The following is a 25886-nucleotide window of genomic DNA, read 5'->3' as shown; positions in this document are numbered from 1 at the left end:
CTCAAAGAAGTCGGGGATCTGGTCAACTTATCAATACAGTTTCATACCGAGACTTTCCAGACAAATCCACCATTTCTCCTTCCATATTACGTAAAGAAGTTAACATCAAATCATCACGGTGTTGCCAAACTGCAAATATTTTGTCTCTACCATCATTGAGACTTTCTAAATCAATTGTATAACCATCATTAACTTGTTGCAACTTCAAACCCAACAAACTTAAAAATCTGTTTAATAACTTAATTCCCGAAACAGATTCTTTACCTCTAACTAAATCAATTCCCAAAGCCCGTTTAATGTGTCTACTACTTTGTACAGCCACATTTTTCAACCAAATTAAGTCAGGATCATTTTCAGTAAATACCCTTGCTATTTCCAAAAATTGCATTATTCCCAAAGCCCGCATAGCTTCCACTTTGAGGGTATAAGTTCTTAAATCTGGGAGAAAAACCTTACCTTCACCCCACAATAACTGCTGACTCCATTCTTGTTGATCTTTGACATGAAAATATTCACTTTCATGAGTTAAATAATAATGAATTAACAATTGCCCATAATATCCTTTTTCGTCTTGTAATTTCAGTTGGGGAGTAACGACAATTCCATACCTTTGCCTGAGAATATATTTATTAACCTGATGACGTTCGGCATTACTGAGAGAATGTTTAGTCAATAGTTGTTCATATTCTAGATAGTTAATATCTTTGGCTGTAGCTACAGAATTGGCTGCTGCTAATTGATTCTGCTGCTTAATGTCCTTGATTTTGCGTTTAATTTCTTTAGCTTTTTGACGACTTTGCGCCCAATCTTTTTGCGCTTTCACAATTTCGACAATTAACCGTTTACGATTTTCTAAATCACTAGGTTCAGTGGCAAAAAAGGCTAAACGTAAATCACGGAGAATGTTGTTTTGTACTTCATTACTTCGCATTTGAATATAATGACCATCAGCTATCAATCCATCTTGCATAGATTGCCGATAAAGACGAATAGAGGCATTTACCCTAGCAGATAATTTTGCCCAAGTGCGTAAATGAATGGGATCATAAACTAAAGGTAAATCTACATCTATTTTGTGTAAAGGACTTAATAAAGCCAAATTTTCTTTTTGATTTTCTTGATACCAATGAGATAGTAACCGATAATTTGTACTACCACTACCAATTAAGCCAATACCGCGTTTAGCACACCAAATCACACGGGGAACATTATCTCTAACTCTTGCTAAAGCTTGACGGGCTTCTGAGTCAGGAATTACCCCTTGAAAAATACCATAAACTCGGTCAAAATGTTGGACATCAATACTAATTCCTGTTCCTAAACTGGGAGTAACAAAAACAGTATCATAATCAGTGATTTTTTGATTTATTGCTGCTATCAAATCAACGGCTGCATGACCAGGTGTGTTAGTAGTATGACTACTAACTACCAAGGTTTCAGGAAATTCTCTTCTGAGTTTTTGTAAACGTTCCCTTAAATAACGTTCAATAGTTTCACAACTGTAACGTCCAGAACGACTATCGGTAGTTACATAGCATCTTCGTCCAGCAATTAGGTCTAATTCCAGTTGATTAATTAGGGGTGTAGGATTGGGTGAATCATAAAAAGTTGTATCCCAACCTTTTGCCGGTTTCCATTCATTGACAACTACCCAAGGGGTTAATTTAATTCCTGATAAAGTCTGTAAATATTCTAAAGATACATCTGATAAATCGGCATCTTGGGCAATGATTAATCCTCCAGTTGTGAGAATTGTAGAAATTAGTTGTTGAAAAACGCGGAGAATTTTAACTCGTTTTTGTTTACAGGTATTGCTATTGAGTAGATGCCATAAAGATTGTTCAACTTCATCTAAAATTAATATTGCACCGCGCCAATCTTCGGGTCTTAATTTCCAAATTGAATCTACACATAATCCTAAAGATGGGGTAATTGCTAAAGGATAAGTAACAGGTAATTCATCAGCTTCTATACTCCATTCTTGATGTTCAAAACCCCATTTAATGCCGATTTTATCACATAAAAACCGTCCTAAGATGATTCTATGGGTAATTAATAAAACTGGTTGATTATGGTTTCTTGCTTGTTGAACAATGCTTTCTAGGGCTGTGGTTTTACCTGTACCTTTTGCTGATTTAACTCCCACTAAACCAGATGTAGGAAAGGCAATGTTTCCCAAATAAGGACAGTTAATAGTCAGTGTTGCCGGAATTGTTAACTCTGTGTGAGGTTTGGTTTGGGCAATATAAATATCTAAATCTAGACTTTGACAATAAGTTTTATCAAAGGCTGTTGCACCTTTGGCAAGGATAAATTCATCAACTCCTTTTTCTTTTCCTGGAAGTTCGACAACTTTAACAGGGCAGTTTTGTTGTTGAAATAAATAACCGAGTTGGGAAATAGCATTATTGACAGCGGCAATTTTTTTGGCTTGGGTTTCAAAATCAAAACAAATATAAAAATCGCGTTTTGTATGTGTAAATGTGGCTAAATCAGGGATTAATTGCCGCCGGGTAACTTTGCCAAATTCATCTTTAATGACCCGATAACCGCTATTGATACCGGGAATCGCAATCGCAACATATCCCTGACTTAAAAGGGCTGCGGCTTTTTTCACACCTTCACAAATAACAATAGCTATTTTATTTTTAATTACCCATGGCCAAAAACCTTCGGCTTCACCATCATGATTAATGGTGATATTTTCCGGTAAACTTAAGTTGTAACGTTGTCCAACTTCTTGCCAAATTGCTAAGGATATGCGTAAACAAAATATGCGTGTGGGTGTGCTAGGAGGATGCTCATATTTGATGGATTTACCTTTTTGATTTTGTCGCGGTTGGTTGGGCTTAAAACATCCCCATTCCATATTATGCCAATTGTTAAGGGGGTCCAGTCCCGAACACCACCAACCACCTGCGGTAACATGATGATAACGCTGCAACCAAGCATTTCTAATCATCCCTGTATTGGTGCGCGGGAGTTGGTCAGAAATCAGCAAATATTCATAAGCACTGGTGCCCTGAAGCGATTTAAAGTTTAAAAGAATTAAGTCTAAGTTTATACCACTGCTCTTGACTAATTCTTCAAGGTGTTGTGGATGTAAAGAAGGCAGATACATAAGCTGAAGCAGCTAAGGAAGATAACAAGATCAAAACTTTAGCACGGCTCGGCTGATTTTTTATAAAATAAATTTGTATTTTTAAGTGTTGCTTTTTTTACTTTGTTTTGATAAATACTTCTGTGAATATATCAAGGTGTGGTTAGGGCTGTGCAACCGTAAATATAATAAATTTGTATTGTGATATTTATACATATATAATTTTTGGTTATAGGTGTTAGCCGTAAGGTTAGTTCACCCAGAGACGCGGTTTATGGCAATCTGATAGATATAATTTAAATAAACTGGCAGATGGGCTACGATCTAAGAGGATGTGCAACCATTGCACTAATATAGTAAGTATAAATGTATAAATAACCTATGAACTACGACATACAAGAAACCGAAAGTCCAAGACTAGAAGTTGAGTATTACGGTGCTGATTTTCCTGTTGATACATTAGTAAAACGAATGGAAGAAAAAGAATTTATTATTGCAGAGTTTCAGAGACAGTATGTTTGGAAAGAAGAAGAAGCATCACGCTTTATTGAAACCTTGTTATTAGGTCTTCCTAGTCCTTCACTCTTTCTCGCTAAAGATAAGTTTTCTAAAAAATATCTGGTTATAGATGGACAACAACGTCTGAAAACTTTACAATATTTCTTTCAAGGATTTTTTCCAAATGGAAAAGTATTTAAACTTAAAGGTGTTGTCCAACAGCTAGAAGGATTAACTTATTCGACATTACCTTCATCCGAGCGTCGTGAGCTTGATAATGCAATAATCCACTGTATAATCATATCTGAAAGTTATGATCCACGGGGGATATTTTATCTATTTGAACGACTGAATACTACTGGAACGCCTTTAAATCCCCAGGAAATTCGCAATGCTATTTATCATGGTTCTTTTAGTGAACTGCTTCAAGATTTATCAAATAATGAAACCTGGAGAAAGCTTTATCATAAGGATGATATTATTTCTAATGGACAAGAGCTTATTTTAAGATTTTTGGCTCTACATTTTGATTTAGTGCATTATTCAGGAAATATGATTGATTTTCTTAATAAATTCATGTTAGAAAATAAAGACTTGAATATAATTTCTGAAAATGAAATAAAAAATTTGTTTTTCAGTACAATAGATTTTCTTGAAAATTGTATAGGATCGGAAGTTTTTTATCCTAAAAAATCATTCAACACACTTCTTTTTGAGAGCCTGATGCTTCTAACTCCTAAAGGTTTGGAATGCTCAAAATTCAAAAAAGCCTACGAATTACTCACAAATGATCAGCATTTCTGGTCACTTACTAAACACTCTACCACAAGTAAAAAAAATCTTATGAAGAGACTGGAGTATGTGGAAGAGCTTTATAGAAATACTCATTTATGAATCCATCTATATTAGCTCATCGTCAGAGAATAGATAATCTATTTAAAAAAGTTGCCCTTTTTGAAGAACTAGAGATTAAAAGTGAATGGTCAAAATATTTATGTATATTGGTATCAGGATTCATTGAGGAATCTTTGAGAGTTTTATTAGAAAAATATTGTGAAAATAAAGCTTCAGTCAATATTCAAAAATTTGTTGGAAAAAAGATAGATGATATAACAAACTGTAAAACAGAGAAAATTAAAAGAATATTGCTTGAATTTAGCTCAGATTGGGCAAATGAATTCACTAATAAAATAAATGATCAAATAAAAACCGCTATAGATAATGTGGTTGAAAATCGCCACAAAATAGCTCATGGTAAAAGTATAGGTATGAGCTACCACAATATATTGAGCTACTATAATAATGTCAAAAAGGCTGTAGAAATTTTGGAGGAAATAATCAAGTAACTATTCCTCTGCAGATTTCATGAATATACAGCACTTCTAGATGTTATGAGGTACAATAACCCCACCCCCAAACCCCCTCCCCGCAAGCAATGAGGGGGCTAAGATGTAGTTCAGATAAAATGTGCTGTATTCATTAATGTTGCTACGAATCTTAAACCAAATTCTTCTTCAAAAACTCCTTTTTTGTAATCTAAACTCCACAGTTCTAAGGAACATTCATCATCAATGGTAGATGGAAATATGGACATCTTAAATTCTTTGAAGTTGGGAATATAGTCACATTTAATATAAGAAATAGCTCCTATTTGTCTTCTGTCTAAAGCCACAGCTAATCTTAAAATGGCGCTGAGTTGATTAACCATTGTTCGATGTTCTTTGTGGAGTAGATTTCGATAGCTGTCGTGCTTTTTCTTGGGTGGAGATTTGCGGTGATAACGGGCTATATTGGCGATGATTTCGATTTCGGTTTCGTTATAACCGAGTAATTCACTATTTCTAATTAAGTAGTATGAATGTTTGTGGTGTGATGAATGACCGACATAGTGACCACAATTGTGTAAAATGGCAGCAGCCCATAGTAATTGGCGTTGATCTGCATTCCAATAATGTAGTTGTCCTTTGGTTTGGTCAAATATATCTAACGCAAAAGCGGTAACTCGCTGACTATGTTCTAAGTTAGTTTGGTATTTTTTGGCAGTTTTTAATACACTGCGTTCTCGAATGGAACTTTGAAACCGTAGTCTGTTGTCAATGAAGCCATGAGTCAGCATCCAGTCTACAATTACGCCTTCTCGAAGAGAACGTTCACAGACTGTTAAGGATTCGACTCCTAACAAGGTCATCGCTTCCTGTAAAATTACTGCCCCTGCCAGTATTACTTCTGACCTCTTCTCTGGCATCCCGGCGATCGCTGCCCGTTCCACATTGGTCATTTTGCGGAGGCGATTCACCCAGGTTCGCAAGTCTTGAAGACTGAATTGATAGCCGTTGAGGGTGGAGGGAGCAAGACCTAATTTTTCCCGCGCATGGATGGTAGCAATGGTTTCTATTGTCCCAGATGTGCCAATTAACTGGGGAGAATCGCCAATTTTGAGTTTTCCTTGGACTTCTTCGACAGAACGTTCTAGCATTCCTCTAGCGTAGGCTTGGAGGTATTTAAATTCGGTTTCGCTGATGGGATCTGAGGCGATTAATTCTCCGGTTAGGCGCACTGCACCAATTTTGGTACTGGTGAGACTACGGGGTTCTTCGCTGTCTCCTAAAATCAATTCTGTTGAACCGCCACCAATGTCAATGATGATGTGGGGTTTGTTGTTAAATTCCATCCCCGACAAGACACCTAAGTAGATGCGACGGGCTTCTTCGGGTCCAGAAATCAAGTCAACGATTAAGCCAACTTCAGTTTCGATTTGATGAAGAAATTCTTTGCCATTGGGAGATTCACGGACGGCACTTGTCGCTACAGCCACAATGCTATTTGTTCCTAAGCTTTCAGCAAGGGTTTTGAATCTGCCTAAACAGGCGATCGCTTTACTCATAACTTCTGGTTTTAAGTCGCCAGTCATTAAATTGCGATCGCCTAATCTCACCGTTTCCTTTTCTCTGGCAATAATGGTAAAAGATGGTAAAGCAGCTTCAATTTTTACTATTACGATATGTAGAGAATTTGTACCAATATCAATAGCCGCAATCATCTGATTTTCTGGAACTGGTTGATTGAGTAGATTTCTGTTGTCAACAGGGATTAAATTTAGCATCTGGATTATCGCTCGAAAAATAGATAAAAATATCGTCTTGAGGTCTCCCCATTATCAAAATAGATTAATTACATTAATGGAGACTATAAATTAGCTAACTGTTACAAAGTTCACAAAAATCCTGCCCAATCCGTATTTTTAATTGTTAACTACAGAAAAAAACTCAATACCAGTTCAGTTAATTACTCAGATATTTCGGGAACATTAGCCACCTATCGCTTGCCCTTCTACAACACTTACCATTCCTCGCGTTGGCACAATTCTCACTAATTCAAGTTGAGCTTCTTTAAATATATCGAAAAACTCTTCAGCGGTTCTTTCCTTGCCTCCGGTACACATCACCAACATATTAACGTCCATAAATTTGCCGGGAAAAGGCTCATTACCTGAAGGTATAACTGACTCCACTACTAAAACTTTACTATGGGCTGCCATCGCTTGACGACATTGTTGCAAAATGGCGATCGCCTTTTCGTCATCCCAATCATGAATAATATGCTTGAGCAAATAAGCGTCTTGTTTGGGTGGCAATGGCTCAAAAAAGCTACCGCTAACTAATTGGTAGCGATCGCTTGTTTCATCGTCAGTATTACCTCTTTTATTTGCTATACTTAATTTAGCCCGCTCAATCACATGAGGTAAATCAAATAATATCCCCGTCATTTGCGGATAAGCTTGGAGAATCGAGGTTAGTAAACTTCCCATCCCTCCACCCACATCAACTAAACTGTTAATTCCTGTAAAGTTATAATCAGTAATTACCCCGGCAGCTTCAATTTTAGAAAAACCGGTCATAGATCGATCAAAAATATCCCCAGCCTCCGGGTTTTGACAGTAATAGTCAAACAGATTCATGCCAAATGACTTTTCAAATCCGCTCTCACCTGTTTTAACAGCGTGGACAATATTACCCCAACTTAATTGATGTTCGATATCACCTAGCATAATTCCTACATCTCGTAATGAATCAGGCACATCACTACGGAGCAGGTTTGCCATGGGAGTTGTAGCAAAATACCCAGGACTTGTCTCAATAAAGATGCCTACACTCGCCAATGCTCTCAAAAGACGATAAAGGGACTCTTCATGGGTTTGAGTTGTATTTGCAAGTTCAATATAACTCTTTTCCTCATCAGTAATATAATCAGCAATGCCTAGCTTCGCGGCGGCATAAATGGATTGAGACACCCAATACCCTGTAAGCATTTGCATCAAGTCCATGGACTGGGGTGAAACAGTGGTAATTTCCATTGTTAGTGATAATTATTCTTCACTTAAGTAGTTTAACACGATAAAATCAAACTCTGTGAAAAAACGTAAAATCACTAAAAACCTATTTACTTTTGCTTGCATTGCTATAAAGATAATTTTTAACGCCTACTTACTTAACTTTATTTGTTTGCAAAGTACCTGATTGTTTATGGCTAATGAAATTATGGTGTAATCAAGGTACTATGCACAATCGTCTCATATGTTGAAAACACCAAAAACCAACCAAGAACCATTATGGCTTGTAATTATCCGGCTGTTAAGGTGGAATAAACCGGAAGGTAGGTTAATTCTGATGATACCCGCATTATGGGCTGTATTCTTAGCCGCTGCTGGTAAACCGCCTATGCCCCTAGTAGGAGTAATTATTTGCGGTAGTATGGCCACCAGTGCGGCTGGTTGTGTGGTTAATGATTTATGGGACAGAGATATTGATCCCCAAGTTGAAAGAACACGCGATCGCCCCCTGGCATCTCGCGCCCTTTCCGTTAAAATTGGGATTGTGGTGGGGATAGTCTCCCTCGCCTGTGCCGCAGTTATCGCCTTCTATCTTAATCCATTAAGCTTCTGGTTGTCCGTAGCTGCCGTTCCGGTGATTGTCCTGTATCCTGGTGCAAAACGGGTATTTCCCGTTCCCCAATTGGTACTTTCCATAGCTTGGGGTTTTGCGGTTTTAATTAGTTGGAGTGCAGTTACAGCCAATATTACAGCACCGACGTGGTTACTTTGGGGGGCGACGGTACTATGGACATTAGGATTTGATACAATCTATGCAATGAGCGATCGCATAGATGATCAACGTATAGGTATTAATTCTAGCGCTATATTCTTTGGTAAATATGCCCCGACAGCGATCGCTATTTTCCTCATGGGGACAGTTATTCTCCTAGCTGGAGTAGGTTTCTTCGTTCACTTAAATACAGCATTTTGGATCAGTTTAATCCTCGCTACCATTGCTTGGATTTGGCAAATTATCCGCTTACAACAGCCAGAAATACCTCATCCTGCCTATGGGGAAATGTTTCGTCAAAACGTCTGGATTGGTTTTCTAATTTTGGCAGGAATGATCATTGGTTCTTTTTAAATTTGTCATCAATTTAACCAAATGAAAATTTTCCTGTCAATCTAACTCAGGCTAGATTCAAAACTATCAGGACTACTGTTTTAAAGGTTGGGATATTAATCTACCAGCTAGATGCAACCCAACCAAATGAAGCAATCTATTTTAGTTAAACTCGCTACAATAATTTTACTGTCCTTGGGTAGTTTTGGTCTAGTTATTGGCGGTTTTCTGATTAATAAAGCTACTAGTAAAACCAAACAACTACAGCTAATTACAGATACATCACAATATCAAGAAATTCGTCATCACAAATGGGCTGATCTTCAACAAATTCAACATTTTCCCGGACAAATTCCTAGTGATGCTCAAGTTTTACAAATGGCTTATTCTCCCGGAATCACACCCGAAAGTAGTTCTTTGCAAATTCGTCTCAAAGAACCACAAGCAAAGATTGAAAACCTCCTGAAACAATACAAAAAAATCTCTCAGCATCAATACCGGGGTGGGAATACAAATGATCATAGTAATCAACCCAACGGCGTACCAACAACATTCTTTTATACTAGCGATTCAGAAACAGAAACTTTTCCTAGCAGTTATGAAATATTAGTATTAAAAGCTGAAGATAAAGGCCAACCTGGCTCAAAATGGAATCATGGGAATAGTCATGGAGTCGCAATTGATGTAACATCTTCAGAGATTATCTACTGGGCGGAAAAATGGTAAAAAAGGAGGAAATTTAAGCCCTGAAGAATAGAATTTATATAGGGCTTGGTGAAAAAGTGGAAAAAGGCAAAAAAAAATTGACCAGGTAATTAGGCAAAAATTAGTAGAAGAAGTGAATAAAATGGTGGGAATAAAAACAGAGTTTTTCTTAGCGTACAAAATTCCCGCTTGGGTACAATCTAGCCATCGGGACTGCTTTCTGCCTTTCTTGTTGACAAAGCCCAGACGCAATCATTTTTCCTGCCAACTGATGTCCCGAAGCATTCCAATGCCCTACACAGCCAAGATTATCGTCAAACCCGTATAGGCAAGTATTGTTTTGTTCGGTATAGTCCAGCAAAGTCGGGCTGAGATTAAGTACACTGAAGCCCTCACCCTCAGCCAAAGCTGTAATTCGCTTCTCAGAATAAAACCAATCAGTCACACCAAATGCTTGCATTTCTTTGTGACTCACTAAAGGATCGCGTTGAAATGGACCGCCAAAAGTAACAACTACAAAATCTGCTTTTTTGGCAATCACCTCATCGTGCATTAAGCTAATCAGTTTCTCTGTGATTTGCCATGCCTGTTGCCATTCAGGGTCAGTAGGTGGTTTGTAGATATCATAAAACCCGCTCAACTTTGGATCGTGTTTTCCATCACTAAATAACGGCTCCTCTATTGCTTGAGCAGAAAACCCCCTATTAGAGTTGTTAAGAGCATCTTGTACGATGTTCAAAACCTGTAAAATCCGTGAGTGGTCTTTTATTTTCATATAAGTTTTGCCCCACCATGTCAGCTTTGAGCGATAATTATCTGTATTGACAAACGAAGTATCAACAACCAGCTCGCCGTCTTGAAAGATAAAAAACGGTTTTAGTGAACCTAGTTCATTAACATAGAATTTCTGACTCAAAGCACGGGAGTTATCAACAATGTCGTTGCCAGTATAAAAATCCAGCACTACTATATCAGGTGAATAGTCCCAAACTTTCTCCCGTAGGGTAATTAGTTCTTGGTCTGTTCCATAACCAGTAACCCCGAAATTAATCACTTCCGGCTTTCGTCCAGCCAAAGCTGTACAACTACTTAGTTCTCGTTCTATAACTGCCGCAAGATCTTGATCCAACGGCACTTGCAAAGCCTCTGTAAAGGAATCTCCCAATAGCGCTATCCTGAAGGTATTTTCTGGTTTGACCTTGATGTGTTCTCGATCTCGAAAGCCATCACTATTCATCTGGATGTAAGCTTCACCTTCGCTTTGATACCACCCGGAAACATGAGGTCGCCCTACCCAACCTCTTTGTTCATCAATGGTATGGAATGCTATGTATTCGATCCCAGCGATACGTAAACCAATTTCAACGAACACCACTCCAAAGATTAGCCCGCAGAAAATCAACGTTCCGATCAATGCAGTCTTTACCCAACCCTTTAAGTTACTCATATGGCAATTTTTAAAAAAGAGTGTAAATGAACGGCGCAATCGCAGAAGATTGAGCGAACACAATTAGCGCCCCCAAGGATACCAGTGTGAAAATCAGGGGAATCAACAAGTAGTTTTTTCGTTCTTTAATAAATCCGCCAATGTCTTTAAGAAAATCTAAAGTGTCTTTTAGCATTAGAATGGTTTCTCCATACTTTCTGTAGTTCTTAACTTGCTCAATTGGCGATAAGTGGGCAACTCTGGATCTAAGCTTCGCATCATTGGAGCTTGATTCAAAAGCCGCTTCATCAATCCTATTGGGGTAATCATTATGTAAAATAAAACCCCTAAAATAATTCGTGTTTGTATCCAACCTAAAACAAGTCCAATCCTCATCCAGTTTTTGTAAACAAAATTTAAAGTTGCGGGTGCGATTATTGCCCAAATCCAGAGAATTACTGCAATAACCCAAGGGATAACTGACAAGGAATGATGGCGTATAACTGGTAGTAAAAAGCCAAATAAAACTGCCACTATGGAACCGCCAATCAGTCCAAATTCACGCAATCCTTTTTGGTCAAGTTCCTTTATCTGTTCCATCTTTATTTACTACTTTTTTGTGGGAAATATTCACTCCTGAGTTAATCTAACTCGAATTCTTGTTGCCACGACTCATCACTATTTCCCTGTGGCTGTTCAGATTTGACCAACAAGAAATTCTCCATAACCAAATAGTCCATTTCAGTTCTCATAAAGCATCGATAAGCATCTTCGGGGGTACAAACAATTGGTTCGCCGCGTACATTAAACGAAGTATTGACCAAGACAGCACAACCAGTTCGTGCCTCAAAATGACGAATTAACTCATAGTAACGAGGATTGGTTTCTTTGTGAACTGTCTGAATACGAGCTGAGTAATCAACATGAGTGACCGCAGGAATTTGGGAACGAGGAACATTCAGCTTCTCGATCCCAAATAGCTGCTGTTGCTCTTGTGTCATGGGAATGTGCAGATTCTCTTTGATTGGTGCTACCAGTAGCATATAAGGACTAGGACGATCAAGATCGAAGTAGTCGGAGACTCGCTCAGCCAAGACTGAAGGAGCAAACGGGCGGAAGGACTCACGATATTTAATTTTCAGGTTCATGACCGATTGCATTTTGGGACTCCGTGAATCGCCAATAATCGAACGACTCCCCAAAGCACGCGGACCAAACTCCATTCGCCCAGAAAACCAGCCAACAACATTTCCCTGTTCTAAAATTTCTGCGAGGCGAGGCATAAGTTCGCTATCAGCGAGTCGCTGGTAAGGTATATTAGCAGAGTTGAGATACTCGAGAATCTCAGCTTCACTAAAGCTAGGTCCAAGATAAGAACCCTTCATGCGATCGCCTGCTGTTGGAATGCGGGGTTTGGCATGGTATTCATGCCAAATCGCTAATGCTGCTCCGACTGCACCACCTGCATCTCCGGCTGCGGGTTGAATCCAAATATCTTTGAAGTCACTTTCTCGCAGAATTCGTCCGTTGGCTACGCAATTGAGGGCGACACCACCTGCTAAACATAGATACTCTGCACCCAGTTCTTTTTTGACAGTTTTCGCCAAACGCAGTACCACTTCTTCAGTCACCTTCTGGATGGAACTGGCTAGATCCATTTCTCTTTGGGTGATTTTTCCTTCTGCTTGGCGTGGTGGTTCCCCAAACAGATTGTGGAACTTATGATTGGTCATGGTTAACCCAACCGTGTAGTTGAAGTAGTCCATGTTCAACCGAAAAGTGCCATCTTCTTTGAGATCCAACAGATGGTTGAGAATTTGGTCTACATATTTGGGTTCGCCGTAGGGAGCTAAACCCATAAGTTTATACTCACCTGAGTTAACTTTGAATCCGGTGTAGTAGGTAAAGGCTGAATAAAGCAAACCGAGGGAGTGGGGAAAATGAATTTCCCATTGGGGTGTGAGTTGATGCCCCAATCCCATCCAAACGGAGGTGGTTGCCCACTCTCCTACACCATCTAAGCACAAAACGGCAGCACGCTCAAAAGGACTGGGAAAAAAAGCAGAAGCCGCATGGGCTTGGTGATGTGAGGTAAATAATAGAGGCGGCAATTGAGAAGTTTTGCACTCCCCCAAGAGTGCCAATTCTTTTTTTAGGATTGTTTTTAGGTAAAGCTTTTCTTTTAGCCAGATTGGCATGGCTGTGATAAACGAGCTAAATCCTTTTGGCGCATGGGCTAAATAGGTTTCCAACAATCGCTCAAACTTGACTAATGGCTTGTCGTAAAAAACAATTTGATCGATATGTTGTAACTTGGTTCCTGCTTGTTTTAGACAGTAAGCGATCGCTCCAATAGGAAAACTAGCATCGTGCTTTCGTCTTGAAAAACGTTCTTCCTGGGCTGCGGCAACGATTTCGCCATCGACAACCATAGCGGCAGCGCTATCGTGGTAGTAAGCTGAAATTCCTAAGATATGCATTTCAACACCTTTTCGGCGGGTATAATTTGACTCTCTTCCCCGTTATTACTATTGGCAATCTTATGGGCAATCATTTGATAAAAACGAACCATTAAAATGACTCCAGATAGGAGTGGACTCAAAACCATACCTAACCAGATACCGATACCTCCCCAACCTAAAATGATTGCCATGAAATAGCTTCCTGCCAAGCCAAGAACCCAGACAACTAAGTTCATTAACACTGGAACGAACGTATCTTGCAACCCTATCAAAGCTCCAACAGTAATCATTTGAATACTGTAAAAAATTTGGAATAATCCCGACAAAGCGAGAAAAGAAGTTGCTGTATTAATTGCTTCGATATTCTCTGGATTGTTTATATTTAAATAAATTCCCGCGATTTGATAGGGAAGCAACCAGAAAATGAGTGCCGCAGCACTCGCAAAAATGGCACCAATCGTAATCCCAATTGATGCTGCCCTTCTTGCACCCAACGGTTTTTTTTCTCCCAGGGTCTGAGCTACTCTCATGACAGCAACATTGCCGACTCCGAGTGGTATCACCATCGCCATCTCTGCTGTTTGGGCTGCAATCTCATGGGCTGCTAATGTTACTGTTCCTAAATATCCTGCTAGCCAAGCTGAGACGTTCAATAGTGATGTTTCTGACGCCCATTGAATCCCCATGGGCCATCCAGTTTGAAAAATTTTGACAAACGTCTGTTTATCAAACTGATGCATATAGCGGAAAAGTTGATAATCTCTAACTTTTGGGGAGAAAATAAGTAAGATAACTCCCGCTATAAAACTAACCCAAAAAACCAGAACAGTTGCCCAGCCTATTCCCACTAAACCAAGTTGAGGAAGACCAAATTTACCGAACATTAAGACATAATCTGCAGAGGCATTCAATATTAGCCCAGCCAGCATAATGACAGTCATCAATTGGGGGACGTTGACAGCAGAGCCTATGCCTCTTAATATGAGAAGACCAAGTGCAGCAGGAAAGCCCCACACAATTGTCTGTAAATAGATTTTTGCCAGTAATACAGTGCTTTCTTGTTGACCTAACAGCAGCAATATAGTATCGCCGTGCCAAAGCAGAAGCATTGCAGGTAAAGACAAGGCAACTGCTAGCCATATTTGTCCAGAAGCAATACGACTAACTTGATCTATTTTGTTTGCCCCAAAAGCCTCGGCTGCTTGTGCTCCTCCTGCTGAGGTAATACCATAGCAGGTAAATAAGAAATTCAAAAAAGCGAGCGAACCCAAAGCACCACCAGCCAAAACTTGTGTACCAAGTAAACCCATCATGACTGCATTCACTGTATAAATACCCGTTTCGCACATTTGCGAAATGACTAAGGGAATTGCCAATTGTAGGCTGACTCGTGCTTCTGATATAATTGCTGACTTATATCCTTTTGATGTTATTTCTGCCAATCTTATTTGGGGATTTGTCATATCTTGAATATCTTGCGTTTATTTAATACACTCAATGCAACTGAGGTTAACAAACACCATAAGTTACGCCTAGTTCCTTTAGCCATCGACGATAGGCGACTGTGCAGCGATCTGATGGCACATGGATTTCCTGTGACAACCATTGCGTGTTTATCTGCTTTGGCAGTAACAGTGGTAAACGCGCTGGTTGTTGGGAATATATGATCGGAATATCTTGTTCTACTGTTTCGTCAAATTCGGCTAGTAGCTTTGACTCCAATGTTTTAAAGTCCGAAATTTCAGGGCAGTTCCACGTGATCAACATCCGCACCAAGCTGTTGTCTTCATCAATCGGTGTTACCAGCATCAAATCCGCCGTCCGAATTCCAGAGGATTCCGCAATGTAGTATTGACATAAAGGGTGACTGATCCTTTGCCAAAGAGTCCATAAGTCATATTTGATACTGCTGTTGAACCTTGGCATCTGGAGTTGAAGGTTACCCATAGTAATACCATCTTTGTCTACTTTCACCTCAAAGTCTTCAACTTGTGCGTGGTTGTGATCGCCTAACCCGCCATCGTGGACAAAAGGAAAATGAGATACATCTATGAAATTATCCATCACACGAAATGCACTAGATTGGATCAAGTGAGACTTAGTACAAGTCTTGTGATAATTCGGATCATCCCATTCGGGGAATGAAGGTATATCATTCACAGGGTTCCCTAAACAGACCCACACTAAGCCGTAGCGTTCCTGGCAATGATAGGTCTTGGCTTGTGCATTTGCTGGGGGTACCATGTCAGGGTGAGCCGGGATCTGTACGCATTTACCAGCTTCATTGTATCTCCATCCGTGATAAGCACAAACCAAAGTATTATTCGCAATTTCTCCCATAGACAGAGCCACACCTCGGTGGGGACAGTGGTCTTGCCATACCTGTATGGGTGAATTCTGTTCATGACTGCGCCATAGTACCAACTTAACTCCTAACAAACTAGCTGTGGTGATACTTCCTGGTTTACAATCTTCTCCGTTGGCGACTACGTACCAGTCGTTGATTAAGATTAGGTCGGCATTTGTCATAATTGTCTCCTAAGTTTTACCACTCTATGTCACTCTTGTGAAACGATAATTAAAATAAACATTAAAAATAGGACTGGAGAGTTCCGCGTCGGCGAACATCTAACGTTGCACAGTGAAATGAGCCTAAAAAGGGATAGTAGCTTTCAAACGAGCAAACAATAGGCTTAAATCCCCAATCTTTGAGTGCTTTGATCATCGGCTCCTGGTTTTTTTCTACAATGACTCGCTCTTCATCTAACATCAGTACATTCAACCCTGCCCATTCACTGACTAATCTCAGCTGGTTCTGGGGGATATGGTTGGGGTAAGGTGCAACCAAAATGTCCCAGCTTTTCAGGATTTTTGGCAATTTATTAACATCTACAAATTCTGGGTTAACTAGTATTTTGCCGGGAGCAAGAGGCATTAAGGTGGTATCAATGTGCAGTGCTTCTGGACAATGCGATTCAATAATGTGAATACGGTATTCGTCTTCCAGGTGGCGTTGTAACCACTCTATGCCCAACCTATTAGTGACATGACTTTTTTGACCAAAAATATCCCGTCCGCAGCGCACAAAATCTGCTGCATCAAAAGTTGGTTCAAACTCTGCAACGACAAAGCGCGACGGCTCCTCTGTTTGAGGAAACTGGAAATTTAAGTCATACTGTGCGTCCAATAATTGTGGCTTCGGTGCTGCAGTCCACTTAGCCCCTGCCTGAAAATATTCCTTGAGCAGCTTTCGATACGCCCAGGTTTCAAAATAGCGGTTGCGATCTGCCATTGGTGCTTCAATAATCTCATTGCCAATCACCAAAAAAACATCACGAGGATTGGCGGCACAAAAACCACTTCCTACTTGCCAAGCTGGTGTGGAGAAGGGGGCAGAGAAATCTACAGGGTTGACTCGACGAACTTTGACTCCTTCTGCTTCAAGAATGTGAATAAATTCATTTAGTTCTTTGTGTGCTAATGCAATCATCTCCGGTGGATAGGGAATTCCTCCTGTCTCAGAGAGTACCTTTTGGGCAGATTCCAATTCTTCAGGAGGGAATGTCCATTTGTTGATTGGTTCTAGGGCAGGTAACATTGCACCTTCAACACTGCCAACAATGACTTCCTCAAGCGCGTCCCACTCATTATAAGAATTGACGGGACATGGCTGCTTGGCGATTGGTAAATTGTTCTCTAATTCTTGGTTATTTTGATTGGTCATAAGTTGTTTTCCTAATCGATAAATAGCATATATATCATTATTCACTGGAGTTTACACGGCTGGATATTTTATTGTTCATATCTCCCTAATTGCGTTTTTATTCCCTGTCTGAACGGTTATGATCAAACTCGGTGTTCTGACCATTCAAAACTATGACAATGCTGTAAGAGTTTTTCATAGTAAGGAATGGATTCATCTAGCAGAGGTATTAAGTGATCTGGTAATTTTATCTCCTTCTTTTCATAGGGGAGAAATGTTTGGTTTGGGACAATCTTAAAGTTTCAAACCATGCTTCTGAACTGCTAAACTCAGAATTAGCAAATAATTGTTTATACAATAAATAATTGGAATCTTCTAGATTTGCTTTCCATGTCAGCATCCTTTTATCAAATGCAAGCTCTAAGTTTTTACACAGCCATTCCAAAGCAGAAGGAGGGTTTTTAATTATATCATCTGAGTGAATAACTAAAGGTGTTTGTCCTGTAATAAGTTCAATCTGTTGGAAAACTTGATAAAGTGTTTTCATCCCAATCATTTGTTGTGTGAATGGTTCTGTAATACCTGTCTTTTTCTCCGCTATATCGAAAGACAAAATAATATCTTGAGGATGCCTTATCAAAAAGAAGTTAGTTAGTTTTTTTACCCAATCTATTCCAAATTCAGATCTATAGTCACCTGTTATCATTTTTTGAAATGAGAATAATTTTCCGTCCGGTAAATTTCCAGTTATTTTTTCTATAACTTTCTTGATGTCCGGTTCAAAATTATTTTGCGCCAATAATTGCTTTAAGTTTTCTTCTTCTAATGTACGACTGTTAATATTCGTGTAGGTTGTGATAAAGACAGATGGGGCGAATAGAGGCTCATCATAGACAATACATCCATCCAAATTCTCAAAAGCACGAGTAATGACAGTCGAACGACTTCTAGGACAAGCCCACATAGCTATATGTTTGTTTGTTTTCATTTTTTTTAGGAACCGATAATTGGGACATGTGTATCATATTTTAGAAACATCTCTAATTACCTTCTGTAGTTGGTCGAATCAAAATTTCATTTACATTCACATGATCGGGTTGTGTCACCGCGTAGATTATAGCTCTGGCAATATCCTCACTTTGTAAAGGTGTTATTGTCTGAAGTTGTTCTTCACTAAGCTGTTTGGTGATGGGGTCAGAAATTAAGTCAATGAATGGTGTATGGACTAAACCTGGTTCAATGATGGTAACGCGAATGTTGTCTTTATACACTTCTTGGCGTAGTGCTTCTGAAAGAGCATTGACACCCGATTTTGTAGCACTATAAACTCCAGCACCAGCTTGCGCTATCCTGCCATCGACAGAAGATATATTGACTATATGCCCGGATTTTTGGGCTTTGAGAAGAGGTAAAACTGCGTGGATAGCATATAAAACTCCTAGAAAATTCACATCGAATGCTCGTCTCCAGTCTGCGGGATTCCCCGTATCAATTGTACCAAATACACCAATTCCTGCGTTATTCACCAGAATATCCACATGTCCAAGTTCTCGATTGGTCTTTTGGACTAAGTTATTTACCTGAGCTTCATTTGTAACATCTGTAACAATAGGTAATGCCTGACCGCCACTGGCTGCGATCTGTTTTGCTAGTACATCCAAACATTCAGCACGTCTTGCGGCGATCGCGACTTTTGCCCCCTCCGCAGCCAAGGCGAAGGCTGTAGCCGCTCCAATACCAGAGGAAGCTCCAGTAATAATCGCTACTTTTCCATCTAATTTACCTGCCATCAGTCACTCCTTATTTTCGTTTTGCTCATGGGATATGTAATAATTGCCCTTTGTACTTGATTTTGTTTTTTGGTAATTTTTATATACAAAAGCTAAAAGTGCCTACAAAATAAACACTATGGGTTTTCTTCGTGCCATGCAACTGAGGTTAACAAACACCATAAGTTACGCCTAGTTCCTTTAGCCATCGACGATAGGCGACTGTGCATTTATCTGATGGAACATGAATTTCCTGTGGCAACCATTGCGTGTTTATCTGCTTTGGGGTTAACAGTGGTAAACGCGCTGGCTGTTGGGCATGTAGGATCCGAATATCTTCTTCTATTGTTTCGTCATATTCAGTTAGCATCTTTGACTCCAATGTTTTAAAATCCAACATTTGAGATCCGTTCCACGTTATCAACATCCGCAATACGCTGTTGTCTTCATCAATCGGTGTGATGGTCATCAAATCCACAATCCGCATTTCAGGAGATTCGGAAACGCAGTATTGACATAAAGGATGACTAAGCCTGAACCAATTAACCCATGAGTCATCTTCGATATGGCTGACAATCCTTGATGTCTGGAATTGATACTTACCCATAGTCAGGCCATCTTTGTCTAGTTTCACCTCAAAGTTTTCAACTTTTGTATAATTGCGATCGCCTAACCAACCGTCATGAATAAAAGGAAAATGAGATACATCTAAGGAATTATCCATCACACGAAACGCACTAGCTTGAATCAAGTAAGACTTAGTATAAGTCTTGTGATAATTTGGATCGTCCCATTCGGGGAACTCAGGTATATCATTCACAGGGTTCCCTAAGCATACCCACACTAAGCCGTAGCGCTCCTGGCAATGATAGGTCTTGGCGATCGCACTTGCTGGGGGTATCATGTCAGGGTGAGCCGGGATCTGTACGCATTTACCAGCTTCATTGTATCTCCATCCGTGATACGCACAAACCAAGGTATTATTCGCAATTTCTCCCATAGACAGAGCCACACCTCGGTGGGGGCAGTAGTCTTGCCATACTTGTATGGGTGAATTAGGTTCATCACTGCGCCATAGTACCAATTTAACTCCCAACAAACTAGCTGTGGTGATACTTCCTGGTTTACAATCTTCTACCTTTGCGACTACGTACCAGTTGTTGATTAAGATTGGATCGGCAGTTGTCATGATTGTCTCCTAGTTTTACCAGCCAGCAAGGCATAGGTCAGAAAATTTGACATTAATTTTGACATTATTTAACTTTATGTTTGAGCCTGCGATCGCTATATTCTACCTTTCAAAGCATCCACCACCAGCGGTTTGATGTTGTTCTTTGTAAAAATCAGAGTTAGCATCCAGTAATTGGTAGTTGAAGTATTGGCAGCTGCGGTGTGCCAGACAGTTGGTGTATAAAACATTGCGGCTCCTCCAGGACATGGAAGGCATATTTCTGTATCCACTGAATCAGCAGAAGACGGATCGAATGAATGTTCTGGTTGGTGGCTACTTGGTATAACTCGCATCGTACCCATAGCATCATCGGTATCCTGTAAATATATAGTGATAAATAGCGTTGATTGATTGGCTAATGGAATCAACAATCGAAAATCATCCTCATTTAAGTCACCTGTTAACTTGAATTTATGATGTGCATTTAACACTTCAACTATATAAGGATGGTCTTGATGCCAGGCAATGTATCCTGTACCCGCACGGATTATTGCTAGATCGCTAATCAATAGCAAGATATCAGAGCCAATTAGAGCTTGCACTGGTTCCATCACAGTAGGCAGATCTAAAAGCCTCTGAATTATCTTTTGATACTTAATTGGATCAGGGATAGTATAATCAGACCACCATTCATAGTCACCCGGCAATACTCCCCCACGTTTTTGTTCAGTAATAAGTTCTACTTCATGCCGTATTTCTTCAACTAACGCTTTTGGTACAGTTTCTTCTAGCGTGAAATAACCATCATTTACGTAAGCTTGTTTTTGTTCGACTGTAAGCATCTGTTTTTTCTCCTCGCAATCCAAATGATTTAGTGGATCGTCTCACCATAATCAGGTTAATAATCAATGGTAAGTAGGAATTATCCTGCGGCTGTTCTTTCTCTGGCTATAAGAAAGTTTTTGATAAGCTCGCTCCGCCTTCATTTCAGCTAATTTTTCTTCAGACCAGTACTGAAAATATCCCAATCTAAATAATTCATCACTAGCCTCTTGTAACTGGCTGAATGACTGTACTGATGCTAAGACGTACTTGGGGTGAGTTATGATTACGTTATTCACGTTATTCGGGTCATCACCGACATACTGTTTGTCTGGATGCGATGCTAAAGCTACCAAATCGTATTCTGGTAATACATAATTCGCCTCCGTAATGTACTTTTCCAACGTCTGTGCATCCAGGTTTTGAGGGTCGCAGCCAAAGATCACCATCTCAAAGTCATCATTCCACCTTTTTCTCTGTTCCATTAGAAGCTCTGGCAGTTCAGATCCATGAAACCAACGAAGACTAACGCGGTTATTCAACCAAGCTGCCTTAGCGTAAGGACAGGGTGGAAAATTTCCTGTTAGAGGATTGGGAATGCTGACAACATTGATAATCCAATCCTCTATATTTTGGCGAAATTGTTCGATATTTATCATAATATTTGATTTTTCCTCCTTTGTATTAATTATTATTTGAAATATTAGCAGATGCGGTGTGCCATAGAGTTAGTGTCTAAAACATTGCTTGTTTTTTGTTCCGCTGTAAGCATTTCTTTTATTTCCTCGCAATCCCGATGATTTAGTGGATATTAATGTATGTCGTAGTATAACCATACATTAGGCTCGGTGTATATTCCCATATTGTTGGCATAGTCAATTTTGACAGGTACTAATCCTTGGGAAATAATATAGTCACCAGTTTCTGGAAAACGCATTCCGACTCTATTTTCCCAACCAGCAATAGTATCGCGAATTGTCGTGGATTTAAAACATATGCCTGCAATTTTAGCCCCGTGTTTGACATTAACTCGTAACCAAGGGTCAAAGAGAAGACCATTTTTGTCCCGCCAGGTAATATAACGCTCTATGGGTGTCAGTGGGTAAAGATATTTCAGGCTTGGACGTGCAGCCATGATCAGCGAACTAAGACCGTGCGAGTGAGCAAGTTCTTTCATGTATCCAATCATATACTGGCTTAAGTTTTTGCCCTGATACTCCGGTAGGATTGAAATTGATACTACGCATAACGCATTAGGTGGACGGTTCTGTTTTTGGTCTTCAAGCCACTTGGCTAAAGCCCAGTCACAACCTTCATCCGGTAACTGATCGAAAGGGCATTCCCATGCTAAAGAGACACAGTTTCCTTGCGCTATCATACGCTGTGTAGTAGCTTCTACTAAGCCAAACTGGAATTCTGGGTAAATTTCCAATAGAGATAAGGAGTCTGGATCTGCCCAGACATCATGTATCAAAAATTTGGGGTATGCTCGATCGAAGACATTTATTGTCCTTTCCAGAAAATCAGAAGTTTCGTTTGGGGTGACAAAGCCATACTCTAAATTATCTTGTACAAGTTGAATGGTCATTGGTTGTTGGCTAATCCTTAAATTTATACTGAAAGTCAAATGAGATCTCACTATCGTTATCATCGGGAAGCACTTGCACTGTCAGTTCGTTACCGACTTTGCTACTCCCAGGCATAATTAATAAGTTAGGGTGAGGTGGAATGCCGTCGTACTCGCGGACGCGGCGAAAGATACTCGAATTCTCTCCACCGTGTTTTCTCAAGAGAACTTCAACTGGTGTGATGACAAAAGTCATTCCCGATCCGAGGTGGCGCGATCGCCGCTTTTGATTTGCTGGAGTGGAAACACTAACAAATAAGGCACACCCTCCTAGAGAATAAGACCAGTTAGGAGACTGCGGATCGGCGGACCAATGACAGGGACAAGATACCGCATCAAGGCTGTGCAACGCATTTAAAAATTTAAATGCCTGACGTGAGTATTCCTCTACTGTGAGAACCGTTGGTTCAGGTGGGAAAAAGATAACAAGTGTCAGAAGATCAGCATTCTCGTGCTGAAGCAATTCATTTTCGTTAACTTCATTAATATAGTTGTAGACACCGTCAAGGGTATGCTCAACCACGCTTGGCTCGGTTAAAGATGAGGCAATCAGGTATCGAATCATTCCCTTCTGTTCCCCGATAGTTCCCCAGAAGCAAGGGAAGGCAGGATCGCGCATTGTTTCAACAAATGTTGAGTAGTTAGTGCGTACCCAGGCAGGAAGATACTCCTCTACAAGAAGGGATTCCATCTGGCTTTTGTTCCAGATTGGTGTAACTCCGTCAGGACATAAATTCTTGATTACCATAGCTGAGTTTAAGAGTGAGCTTATTTATACAAAATTCTTAGCTCTGGCTAAATTTAGGTAAGTATTTTTGAAGCAGTTATTCAACAAGACTGAAACGTTATTGTTGCCAGAATTTGTCACAGCCAGGTCGAGCTTGCTGTCGCCGTTGAAATCCCCAATTGCTGTAGATTCGGGATTAGTACCTACCGGGAAGTTAGTTGGCGCACCAAAGGAGCCATTACCATTTCCCAGTAAGACTGAGACGTTATTGCTACTATAATTTGTCACAGTCAGGTCAAGGTTACTGTCGCCATTCACATCCCCAATCGCTACAGAGTAGGGATTAGTACCTACCCGGAAGTTAGTTGCTGCACCAAAGGAGCCATTACCATTTCCCAGTAGGACTGAGACGTTATGGCTGCTAGTATTTGCAACAGCTAGGTCAAGGTTACTGTCGCCATTCACATCCGCAATTACTACAGAGATGGGATTAGTACCGACCGAGAAGTTAGTCGCTGCACCAAAGGAGCCATTACCATTTCCCAGTAATACTGAGACCTTATTGTTGACCCAATTTGTCACGGCTAGGTCAAGGTTACTGTCGCCATTCACATCCCCAATCGCTACAGAGATGGAATAAGTTCCGACCGGGAAGTTAGTTGCTGCACCAAAGGAGCCATTACCATTTCCCAGTAATACCGAGACCTTATTGCTGACCCAATTTGTAAAAGCTAGGTCAAGCTCACTGTCGCCATTCACATCCCCAATCGCTACAGAGTAAGGGTTAGTACCGACTGGGAAGTTAGTCGCTGTACCAAAAGAGCCGTTACCATTTCCTAGTAATACTGAGACGTTATTGCTAGTAAAATTTGCAACAGCCAGGTCAAGCTTGCTATCATGATTCACATCCCCAGTCACTACAAAGACCGGATTAGTACCCACCGGGAAGTTAGTCGCTGCACTAAAAGAGCCATTACCATTTCCCAGTAATATCGAGACGTTATTATTGGCCCAATTTGTAACAGCCAGGTCGAGCTTACTGTCGCCATTGAAATCCCCAGTAGCTACAAAGTCAGCATCAATACCGGCCGGGAAGTTAGTAGCAGTGGCATAAGACGCTGGAACAGAGGACTTGACGATAATACCATCCGAGTTGTCGTTGTTTGTGCTAAGAGTTTCATTCGCAACAAAAGTTAAACTTTTATGCGGGGGAAAAGTAATTGTCTCTGTACTATTATAAATGAGGTTGACAGTGTCATTACTAGCAGCCCATTTCCCAAGATTTGTGAACGTCTTAGGTAGCGATTGATTAGTCCTATTGGTAAATCTCACTCCTGCATCCAACTTAACGGAAACACTAAATTGCCCAGAAAGCTTTTCATTCTTCAGATAATCGTTAGTTGTATCTGCTAATGCAACAGTGTTTATACATAGGAATGTGCTGACAAACAAGAGTGCTGCTAGAACTAAGGAACTGAGCCTTTTCATGACTTGTATTGTGGAAATTTGTTAATAAGAGTACACTTAGGTAGTGTACATTAAGGTGACCAATGATAGATACAATATTAATCCTATTAAGAGATTGGACTGTAATTTTGATTACAGGTATGATATTCTGGCTTTGGGAAATTTGCTATCCTTTACATGAGATTAAATACAAAGCTAATTTCTTTAGGGAATTGGGATGGGCAGGAATATCACTCGTCTTTAGAATTATTTATGCATACGTTTCTGTGGTAATCATAAAACTATTGACTTTTCTATTTATGGGAGAGTCAGCAACTTTTGCAGGACTAATGTATGTGCCTCTCTGGCTGAGGATCATCACCGCATATATATTGCAGGACTTCACTGACTATACATTACACAGGATAATGCATAGTAATCAATTTCTTTGGTTGACTCACAAATGGCATCATTCAACAAAGCAATCGTGGTGGCTGAGCGGAAACAAAGATAGCTTTACTGGCGGACTTTTATACACTGTTACATCTTTATGGTTTCCATTGATGGACATTCCCTTAGAAATTATGTCCGTAGTGGCACTGCATCAAGTGATTCATAATAATTGGATACACCTCAATGTGAAATGGCACTCCTGGTTAGGAATATTGGAATGGATTTATGTCACGCCCCGTGTTCATGCTTTACATCATATTGATACAAAAGGAAGAAATTTGAGTGGTATGTTTACTTTCACTGACCGATTATTTGGAACGTACGTGTTTCCAGAAAACTTTGATCTAGAAAAACATAAAAATAGATTGGATGATAAATCAGTAACGGTAAAGACAATTGTGGGTGTTTAATAGACATGACATGAGTTCCAGCTGGAGTTTAGACCAAAATATCAAGGCTAGCCCCTAAATTCTATCTATGGGCGTAAGATGGGAGGGAATATGTCAACAAAGTAATTCGCCTCTTGTGGATTTAAGTAAAGT

23 protein-coding genes are annotated in these 25886 nt (G+C 39.9%); 5 read left to right on the top strand and 18 right to left on the bottom strand.

Annotated elements, in window-relative coordinates:
• Nucleotides 1-22: 22 nt before the first annotated feature.
• On the bottom strand, nucleotides 23-3121 hold the full coding sequence (locus tag IQ226_RS03210; RefSeq protein ID WP_193892040.1) for a plasmid replication protein, CyRepA1 family: 3099 nt from the start codon (nucleotides 3119-3121) through the stop codon (nucleotides 23-25).
• A gap of 360 nt (nucleotides 3122-3481) precedes the next feature.
• Between IQ226_RS03210 and IQ226_RS03205 the strand changes: the two genes are divergently transcribed.
• Together IQ226_RS03205 and IQ226_RS03200 are read left to right on the top strand one after the other, a co-directional pair.
• Nucleotides 3482-4492, top strand: a complete 1011-nt coding sequence (locus tag IQ226_RS03205; protein ID WP_193892037.1) for a DUF262 domain-containing protein — start codon at nucleotides 3482-3484, stop codon at nucleotides 4490-4492.
• Nucleotides 4489-4944 carry a HEPN domain-containing protein gene (locus IQ226_RS03200; protein ID WP_193892034.1) on the top strand — a complete coding sequence of 152 codons (456 nt, stop codon included), beginning with the start codon at nucleotides 4489-4491 and terminating at the stop codon, nucleotides 4942-4944. The genes IQ226_RS03205 and IQ226_RS03200 overlap by 4 nt, the downstream gene beginning before the upstream one ends.
• A gap of 110 nt (nucleotides 4945-5054) precedes the next feature.
• Here the strand turns inward: IQ226_RS03200 and IQ226_RS03195 are convergent, their stop codons facing one another.
• Together IQ226_RS03195 and IQ226_RS03190 are read right to left on the bottom strand one after the other, a co-directional pair.
• On the bottom strand, nucleotides 5055-6701 hold the full coding sequence (locus IQ226_RS03195) for a Ppx/GppA phosphatase family protein (protein ID WP_193892031.1): 1647 nt from the start codon (nucleotides 6699-6701) through the stop codon (nucleotides 5055-5057).
• A 204-nt stretch (nucleotides 6702-6905) separates the two neighbouring features.
• Nucleotides 6906-7907 (bottom strand): acetylserotonin O-methyltransferase, encoded by a 1002-nt coding sequence (locus IQ226_RS03190; protein ID WP_228039216.1) that lies wholly within the window; start codon nucleotides 7905-7907, stop codon nucleotides 6906-6908.
• 265 nt (nucleotides 7908-8172) lie between these two features.
• On the opposite strand from IQ226_RS03190, the gene IQ226_RS03185 reads away from it, so the two are divergent.
• Together IQ226_RS03185 and IQ226_RS03180 are read left to right on the top strand one after the other, a co-directional pair.
• Entirely contained in the window at nucleotides 8173-9054 is an 882-nt protein-coding gene (locus IQ226_RS03185; RefSeq protein WP_193892025.1) for a 4-hydroxybenzoate solanesyltransferase, read from the top strand.
• A gap of 126 nt (nucleotides 9055-9180) precedes the next feature.
• On the top strand, nucleotides 9181-9759 hold the full coding sequence (locus IQ226_RS03180) for a hypothetical protein (RefSeq protein WP_193892022.1): 579 nt from the start codon (nucleotides 9181-9183) through the stop codon (nucleotides 9757-9759).
• 148 nt (nucleotides 9760-9907) lie between these two features.
• On the opposite strand, the gene IQ226_RS03175 is transcribed toward IQ226_RS03180, so the two are convergent.
• From IQ226_RS03175 to IQ226_RS03110, 15 genes are all read right to left on the bottom strand, one after another.
• Nucleotides 9908-11185, bottom strand: a complete 1278-nt coding sequence (locus tag IQ226_RS03175; RefSeq protein WP_193892019.1) for an SGNH/GDSL hydrolase family protein — start codon at nucleotides 11183-11185, stop codon at nucleotides 9908-9910.
• Between the two features lie 10 nt (nucleotides 11186-11195).
• Nucleotides 11196-11360 carry a DUF5989 family protein gene (locus IQ226_RS25820; protein ID WP_228039215.1) on the bottom strand — a complete coding sequence of 55 codons (165 nt, stop codon included), beginning with the start codon at nucleotides 11358-11360 and terminating at the stop codon, nucleotides 11196-11198.
• Entirely contained in the window at nucleotides 11360-11764 is a 405-nt protein-coding gene (locus IQ226_RS03170; protein ID WP_193892016.1) for an SxtJ family membrane protein, read from the bottom strand. Before IQ226_RS03170 ends, IQ226_RS25820 begins: the two co-directional genes overlap by 1 nt.
• A gap of 41 nt (nucleotides 11765-11805) precedes the next feature.
• Nucleotides 11806-13596, bottom strand: a complete 1791-nt coding sequence (locus IQ226_RS03165) for a carbamoyltransferase (protein ID WP_255539949.1) — start codon at nucleotides 13594-13596, stop codon at nucleotides 11806-11808.
• Between the two features lie 35 nt (nucleotides 13597-13631).
• Complete coding sequence (locus IQ226_RS03160; RefSeq protein ID WP_193892010.1) at nucleotides 13632-15089, bottom strand: MATE family efflux transporter; 1458 nt, start codon at nucleotides 15087-15089, stop codon at nucleotides 13632-13634.
• 46 nt (nucleotides 15090-15135) lie between these two features.
• Nucleotides 15136-16155 (bottom strand): aromatic ring-hydroxylating dioxygenase subunit alpha, encoded by a 1020-nt coding sequence (locus IQ226_RS03155; protein ID WP_193892007.1) that lies wholly within the window; start codon nucleotides 16153-16155, stop codon nucleotides 15136-15138.
• A 61-nt stretch (nucleotides 16156-16216) separates the two neighbouring features.
• Nucleotides 16217-17350, bottom strand: a complete 1134-nt coding sequence (locus IQ226_RS03150; RefSeq protein ID WP_193892004.1) for an amidinotransferase — start codon at nucleotides 17348-17350, stop codon at nucleotides 16217-16219.
• Between the two features lie 226 nt (nucleotides 17351-17576).
• The gene (locus IQ226_RS03145) at nucleotides 17577-18317 is read right to left on the bottom strand and encodes a hypothetical protein (RefSeq protein ID WP_193892001.1); all 741 of its coding nucleotides are present in this window, start codon (nucleotides 18315-18317) and stop codon (nucleotides 17577-17579) included.
• 52 nt (nucleotides 18318-18369) lie between these two features.
• Complete coding sequence (locus tag IQ226_RS03140) at nucleotides 18370-19119, bottom strand: SDR family oxidoreductase (RefSeq protein ID WP_193891998.1); 750 nt, start codon at nucleotides 19117-19119, stop codon at nucleotides 18370-18372.
• A gap of 148 nt (nucleotides 19120-19267) precedes the next feature.
• A complete protein-coding gene (locus IQ226_RS03135) occupies nucleotides 19268-20287 on the bottom strand; it encodes an aromatic ring-hydroxylating dioxygenase subunit alpha (RefSeq protein WP_193891995.1) in 1020 nt (339 codons plus the stop codon).
• A 95-nt stretch (nucleotides 20288-20382) separates the two neighbouring features.
• Nucleotides 20383-21111, bottom strand: coding sequence for a phytanoyl-CoA dioxygenase family protein (locus IQ226_RS03130; RefSeq protein ID WP_193891991.1), 729 nt, complete (start codon nucleotides 21109-21111; stop codon nucleotides 20383-20385).
• Between the two features lie 63 nt (nucleotides 21112-21174).
• Entirely contained in the window at nucleotides 21175-21750 is a 576-nt protein-coding gene (locus tag IQ226_RS03125) for a hypothetical protein (RefSeq protein WP_193891984.1), read from the bottom strand.
• 152 nt (nucleotides 21751-21902) lie between these two features.
• Nucleotides 21903-22679, bottom strand: a complete 777-nt coding sequence (locus IQ226_RS03120) for an N-acetyltransferase (protein WP_193891981.1) — start codon at nucleotides 22677-22679, stop codon at nucleotides 21903-21905.
• A 10-nt stretch (nucleotides 22680-22689) separates the two neighbouring features.
• The gene (locus IQ226_RS03115; RefSeq protein ID WP_193891979.1) at nucleotides 22690-23466 is read right to left on the bottom strand and encodes a YqcI/YcgG family protein; all 777 of its coding nucleotides are present in this window, start codon (nucleotides 23464-23466) and stop codon (nucleotides 22690-22692) included.
• 24 nt (nucleotides 23467-23490) lie between these two features.
• Complete coding sequence (locus IQ226_RS03110; RefSeq protein WP_193891978.1) at nucleotides 23491-24933, bottom strand: VCBS repeat-containing protein; 1443 nt, start codon at nucleotides 24931-24933, stop codon at nucleotides 23491-23493.
• A 62-nt stretch (nucleotides 24934-24995) separates the two neighbouring features.
• Here IQ226_RS03110 and IQ226_RS03105 point away from each other — a divergent pair, with 62 nt between their 5' ends.
• Complete coding sequence (locus tag IQ226_RS03105) at nucleotides 24996-25754, top strand: sterol desaturase family protein (RefSeq protein ID WP_193891977.1); 759 nt, start codon at nucleotides 24996-24998, stop codon at nucleotides 25752-25754.
• The last annotated feature ends 132 nt before the right edge of the window (nucleotides 25755-25886 follow it).

The sequence above is a fragment of the Dolichospermum sp. LEGE 00240 genome, from assembly GCF_015207875.1.
In the GTDB taxonomy this organism is placed as follows: Bacteria; Cyanobacteriota; Cyanobacteriia; order Cyanobacteriales; family Nostocaceae; genus Dolichospermum; species Dolichospermum gracile.
Note: the sequence above shows the minus strand (reverse complement) of the source record. Positions and strands in the feature narration are given on the sequence as shown.

What these genes read in the sequence shown, in the direction of transcription:
- IQ226_RS03210 (WP_193892040.1), bottom strand. Translation starts at nt 3,121, where the DNA reads ATGTATCTGCCTTCTTTACATCCACAACACCTTGAAGAATTAGTCAAG.
- IQ226_RS03205 (WP_193892037.1), top strand. Translation starts at nt 3,482, where the DNA reads ATGAACTACGACATACAAGAAACCGAAAGTCCAAGACTAGAAGTTGAG.
- IQ226_RS03200 (WP_193892034.1), top strand. Translation starts at nt 4,489, where the DNA reads ATGAATCCATCTATATTAGCTCATCGTCAGAGAATAGATAATCTATTT.
- IQ226_RS03195 (WP_193892031.1), bottom strand. Translation starts at nt 6,701, where the DNA reads ATGCTAAATTTAATCCCTGTTGACAACAGAAATCTACTCAATCAACCA.
- IQ226_RS03190 (WP_228039216.1), bottom strand. Translation starts at nt 7,907, where the DNA reads ATGCTTACAGGGTATTGGGTGTCTCAATCCATTTATGCCGCCGCGAAG.
- IQ226_RS03185 (WP_193892025.1), top strand. Translation starts at nt 8,173, where the DNA reads ATGTTGAAAACACCAAAAACCAACCAAGAACCATTATGGCTTGTAATT.
- IQ226_RS03180 (WP_193892022.1), top strand. Translation starts at nt 9,181, where the DNA reads ATGAAGCAATCTATTTTAGTTAAACTCGCTACAATAATTTTACTGTCC.
- IQ226_RS03175 (WP_193892019.1), bottom strand. Translation starts at nt 11,185, where the DNA reads ATGAGTAACTTAAAGGGTTGGGTAAAGACTGCATTGATCGGAACGTTG.
- IQ226_RS25820 (WP_228039215.1), bottom strand. Translation starts at nt 11,360, where the DNA reads ATGCTAAAAGACACTTTAGATTTTCTTAAAGACATTGGCGGATTTATT.
- IQ226_RS03170 (WP_193892016.1), bottom strand. Translation starts at nt 11,764, where the DNA reads ATGGAACAGATAAAGGAACTTGACCAAAAAGGATTGCGTGAATTTGGA.
- IQ226_RS03165 (WP_255539949.1), bottom strand. Translation starts at nt 13,596, where the DNA reads ATGGTTGTCGATGGCGAAATCGTTGCCGCAGCCCAGGAAGAACGTTTT.
- IQ226_RS03160 (WP_193892010.1), bottom strand. Translation starts at nt 15,089, where the DNA reads ATGACAAATCCCCAAATAAGATTGGCAGAAATAACATCAAAAGGATAT.
- IQ226_RS03155 (WP_193892007.1), bottom strand. Translation starts at nt 16,155, where the DNA reads ATGACAAATGCCGACCTAATCTTAATCAACGACTGGTACGTAGTCGCC.
- IQ226_RS03150 (WP_193892004.1), bottom strand. Translation starts at nt 17,350, where the DNA reads ATGACCAATCAAAATAACCAAGAATTAGAGAACAATTTACCAATCGCC.
- IQ226_RS03145 (WP_193892001.1), bottom strand. Translation starts at nt 18,317, where the DNA reads ATGAAAACAAACAAACATATAGCTATGTGGGCTTGTCCTAGAAGTCGT.
- IQ226_RS03140 (WP_193891998.1), bottom strand. Translation starts at nt 19,119, where the DNA reads ATGGCAGGTAAATTAGATGGAAAAGTAGCGATTATTACTGGAGCTTCC.
- IQ226_RS03135 (WP_193891995.1), bottom strand. Translation starts at nt 20,287, where the DNA reads ATGACAACTGCCGATCCAATCTTAATCAACAACTGGTACGTAGTCGCA.
- IQ226_RS03130 (WP_193891991.1), bottom strand. Translation starts at nt 21,111, where the DNA reads ATGCTTACAGTCGAACAAAAACAAGCTTACGTAAATGATGGTTATTTC.
- IQ226_RS03125 (WP_193891984.1), bottom strand. Translation starts at nt 21,750, where the DNA reads ATGATAAATATCGAACAATTTCGCCAAAATATAGAGGATTGGATTATC.
- IQ226_RS03120 (WP_193891981.1), bottom strand. Translation starts at nt 22,679, where the DNA reads ATGACCATTCAACTTGTACAAGATAATTTAGAGTATGGCTTTGTCACC.
- IQ226_RS03115 (WP_193891979.1), bottom strand. Translation starts at nt 23,466, where the DNA reads ATGGTAATCAAGAATTTATGTCCTGACGGAGTTACACCAATCTGGAAC.
- IQ226_RS03110 (WP_193891978.1), bottom strand. Translation starts at nt 24,933, where the DNA reads ATGAAAAGGCTCAGTTCCTTAGTTCTAGCAGCACTCTTGTTTGTCAGC.
- IQ226_RS03105 (WP_193891977.1), top strand. Translation starts at nt 24,996, where the DNA reads ATGATAGATACAATATTAATCCTATTAAGAGATTGGACTGTAATTTTG.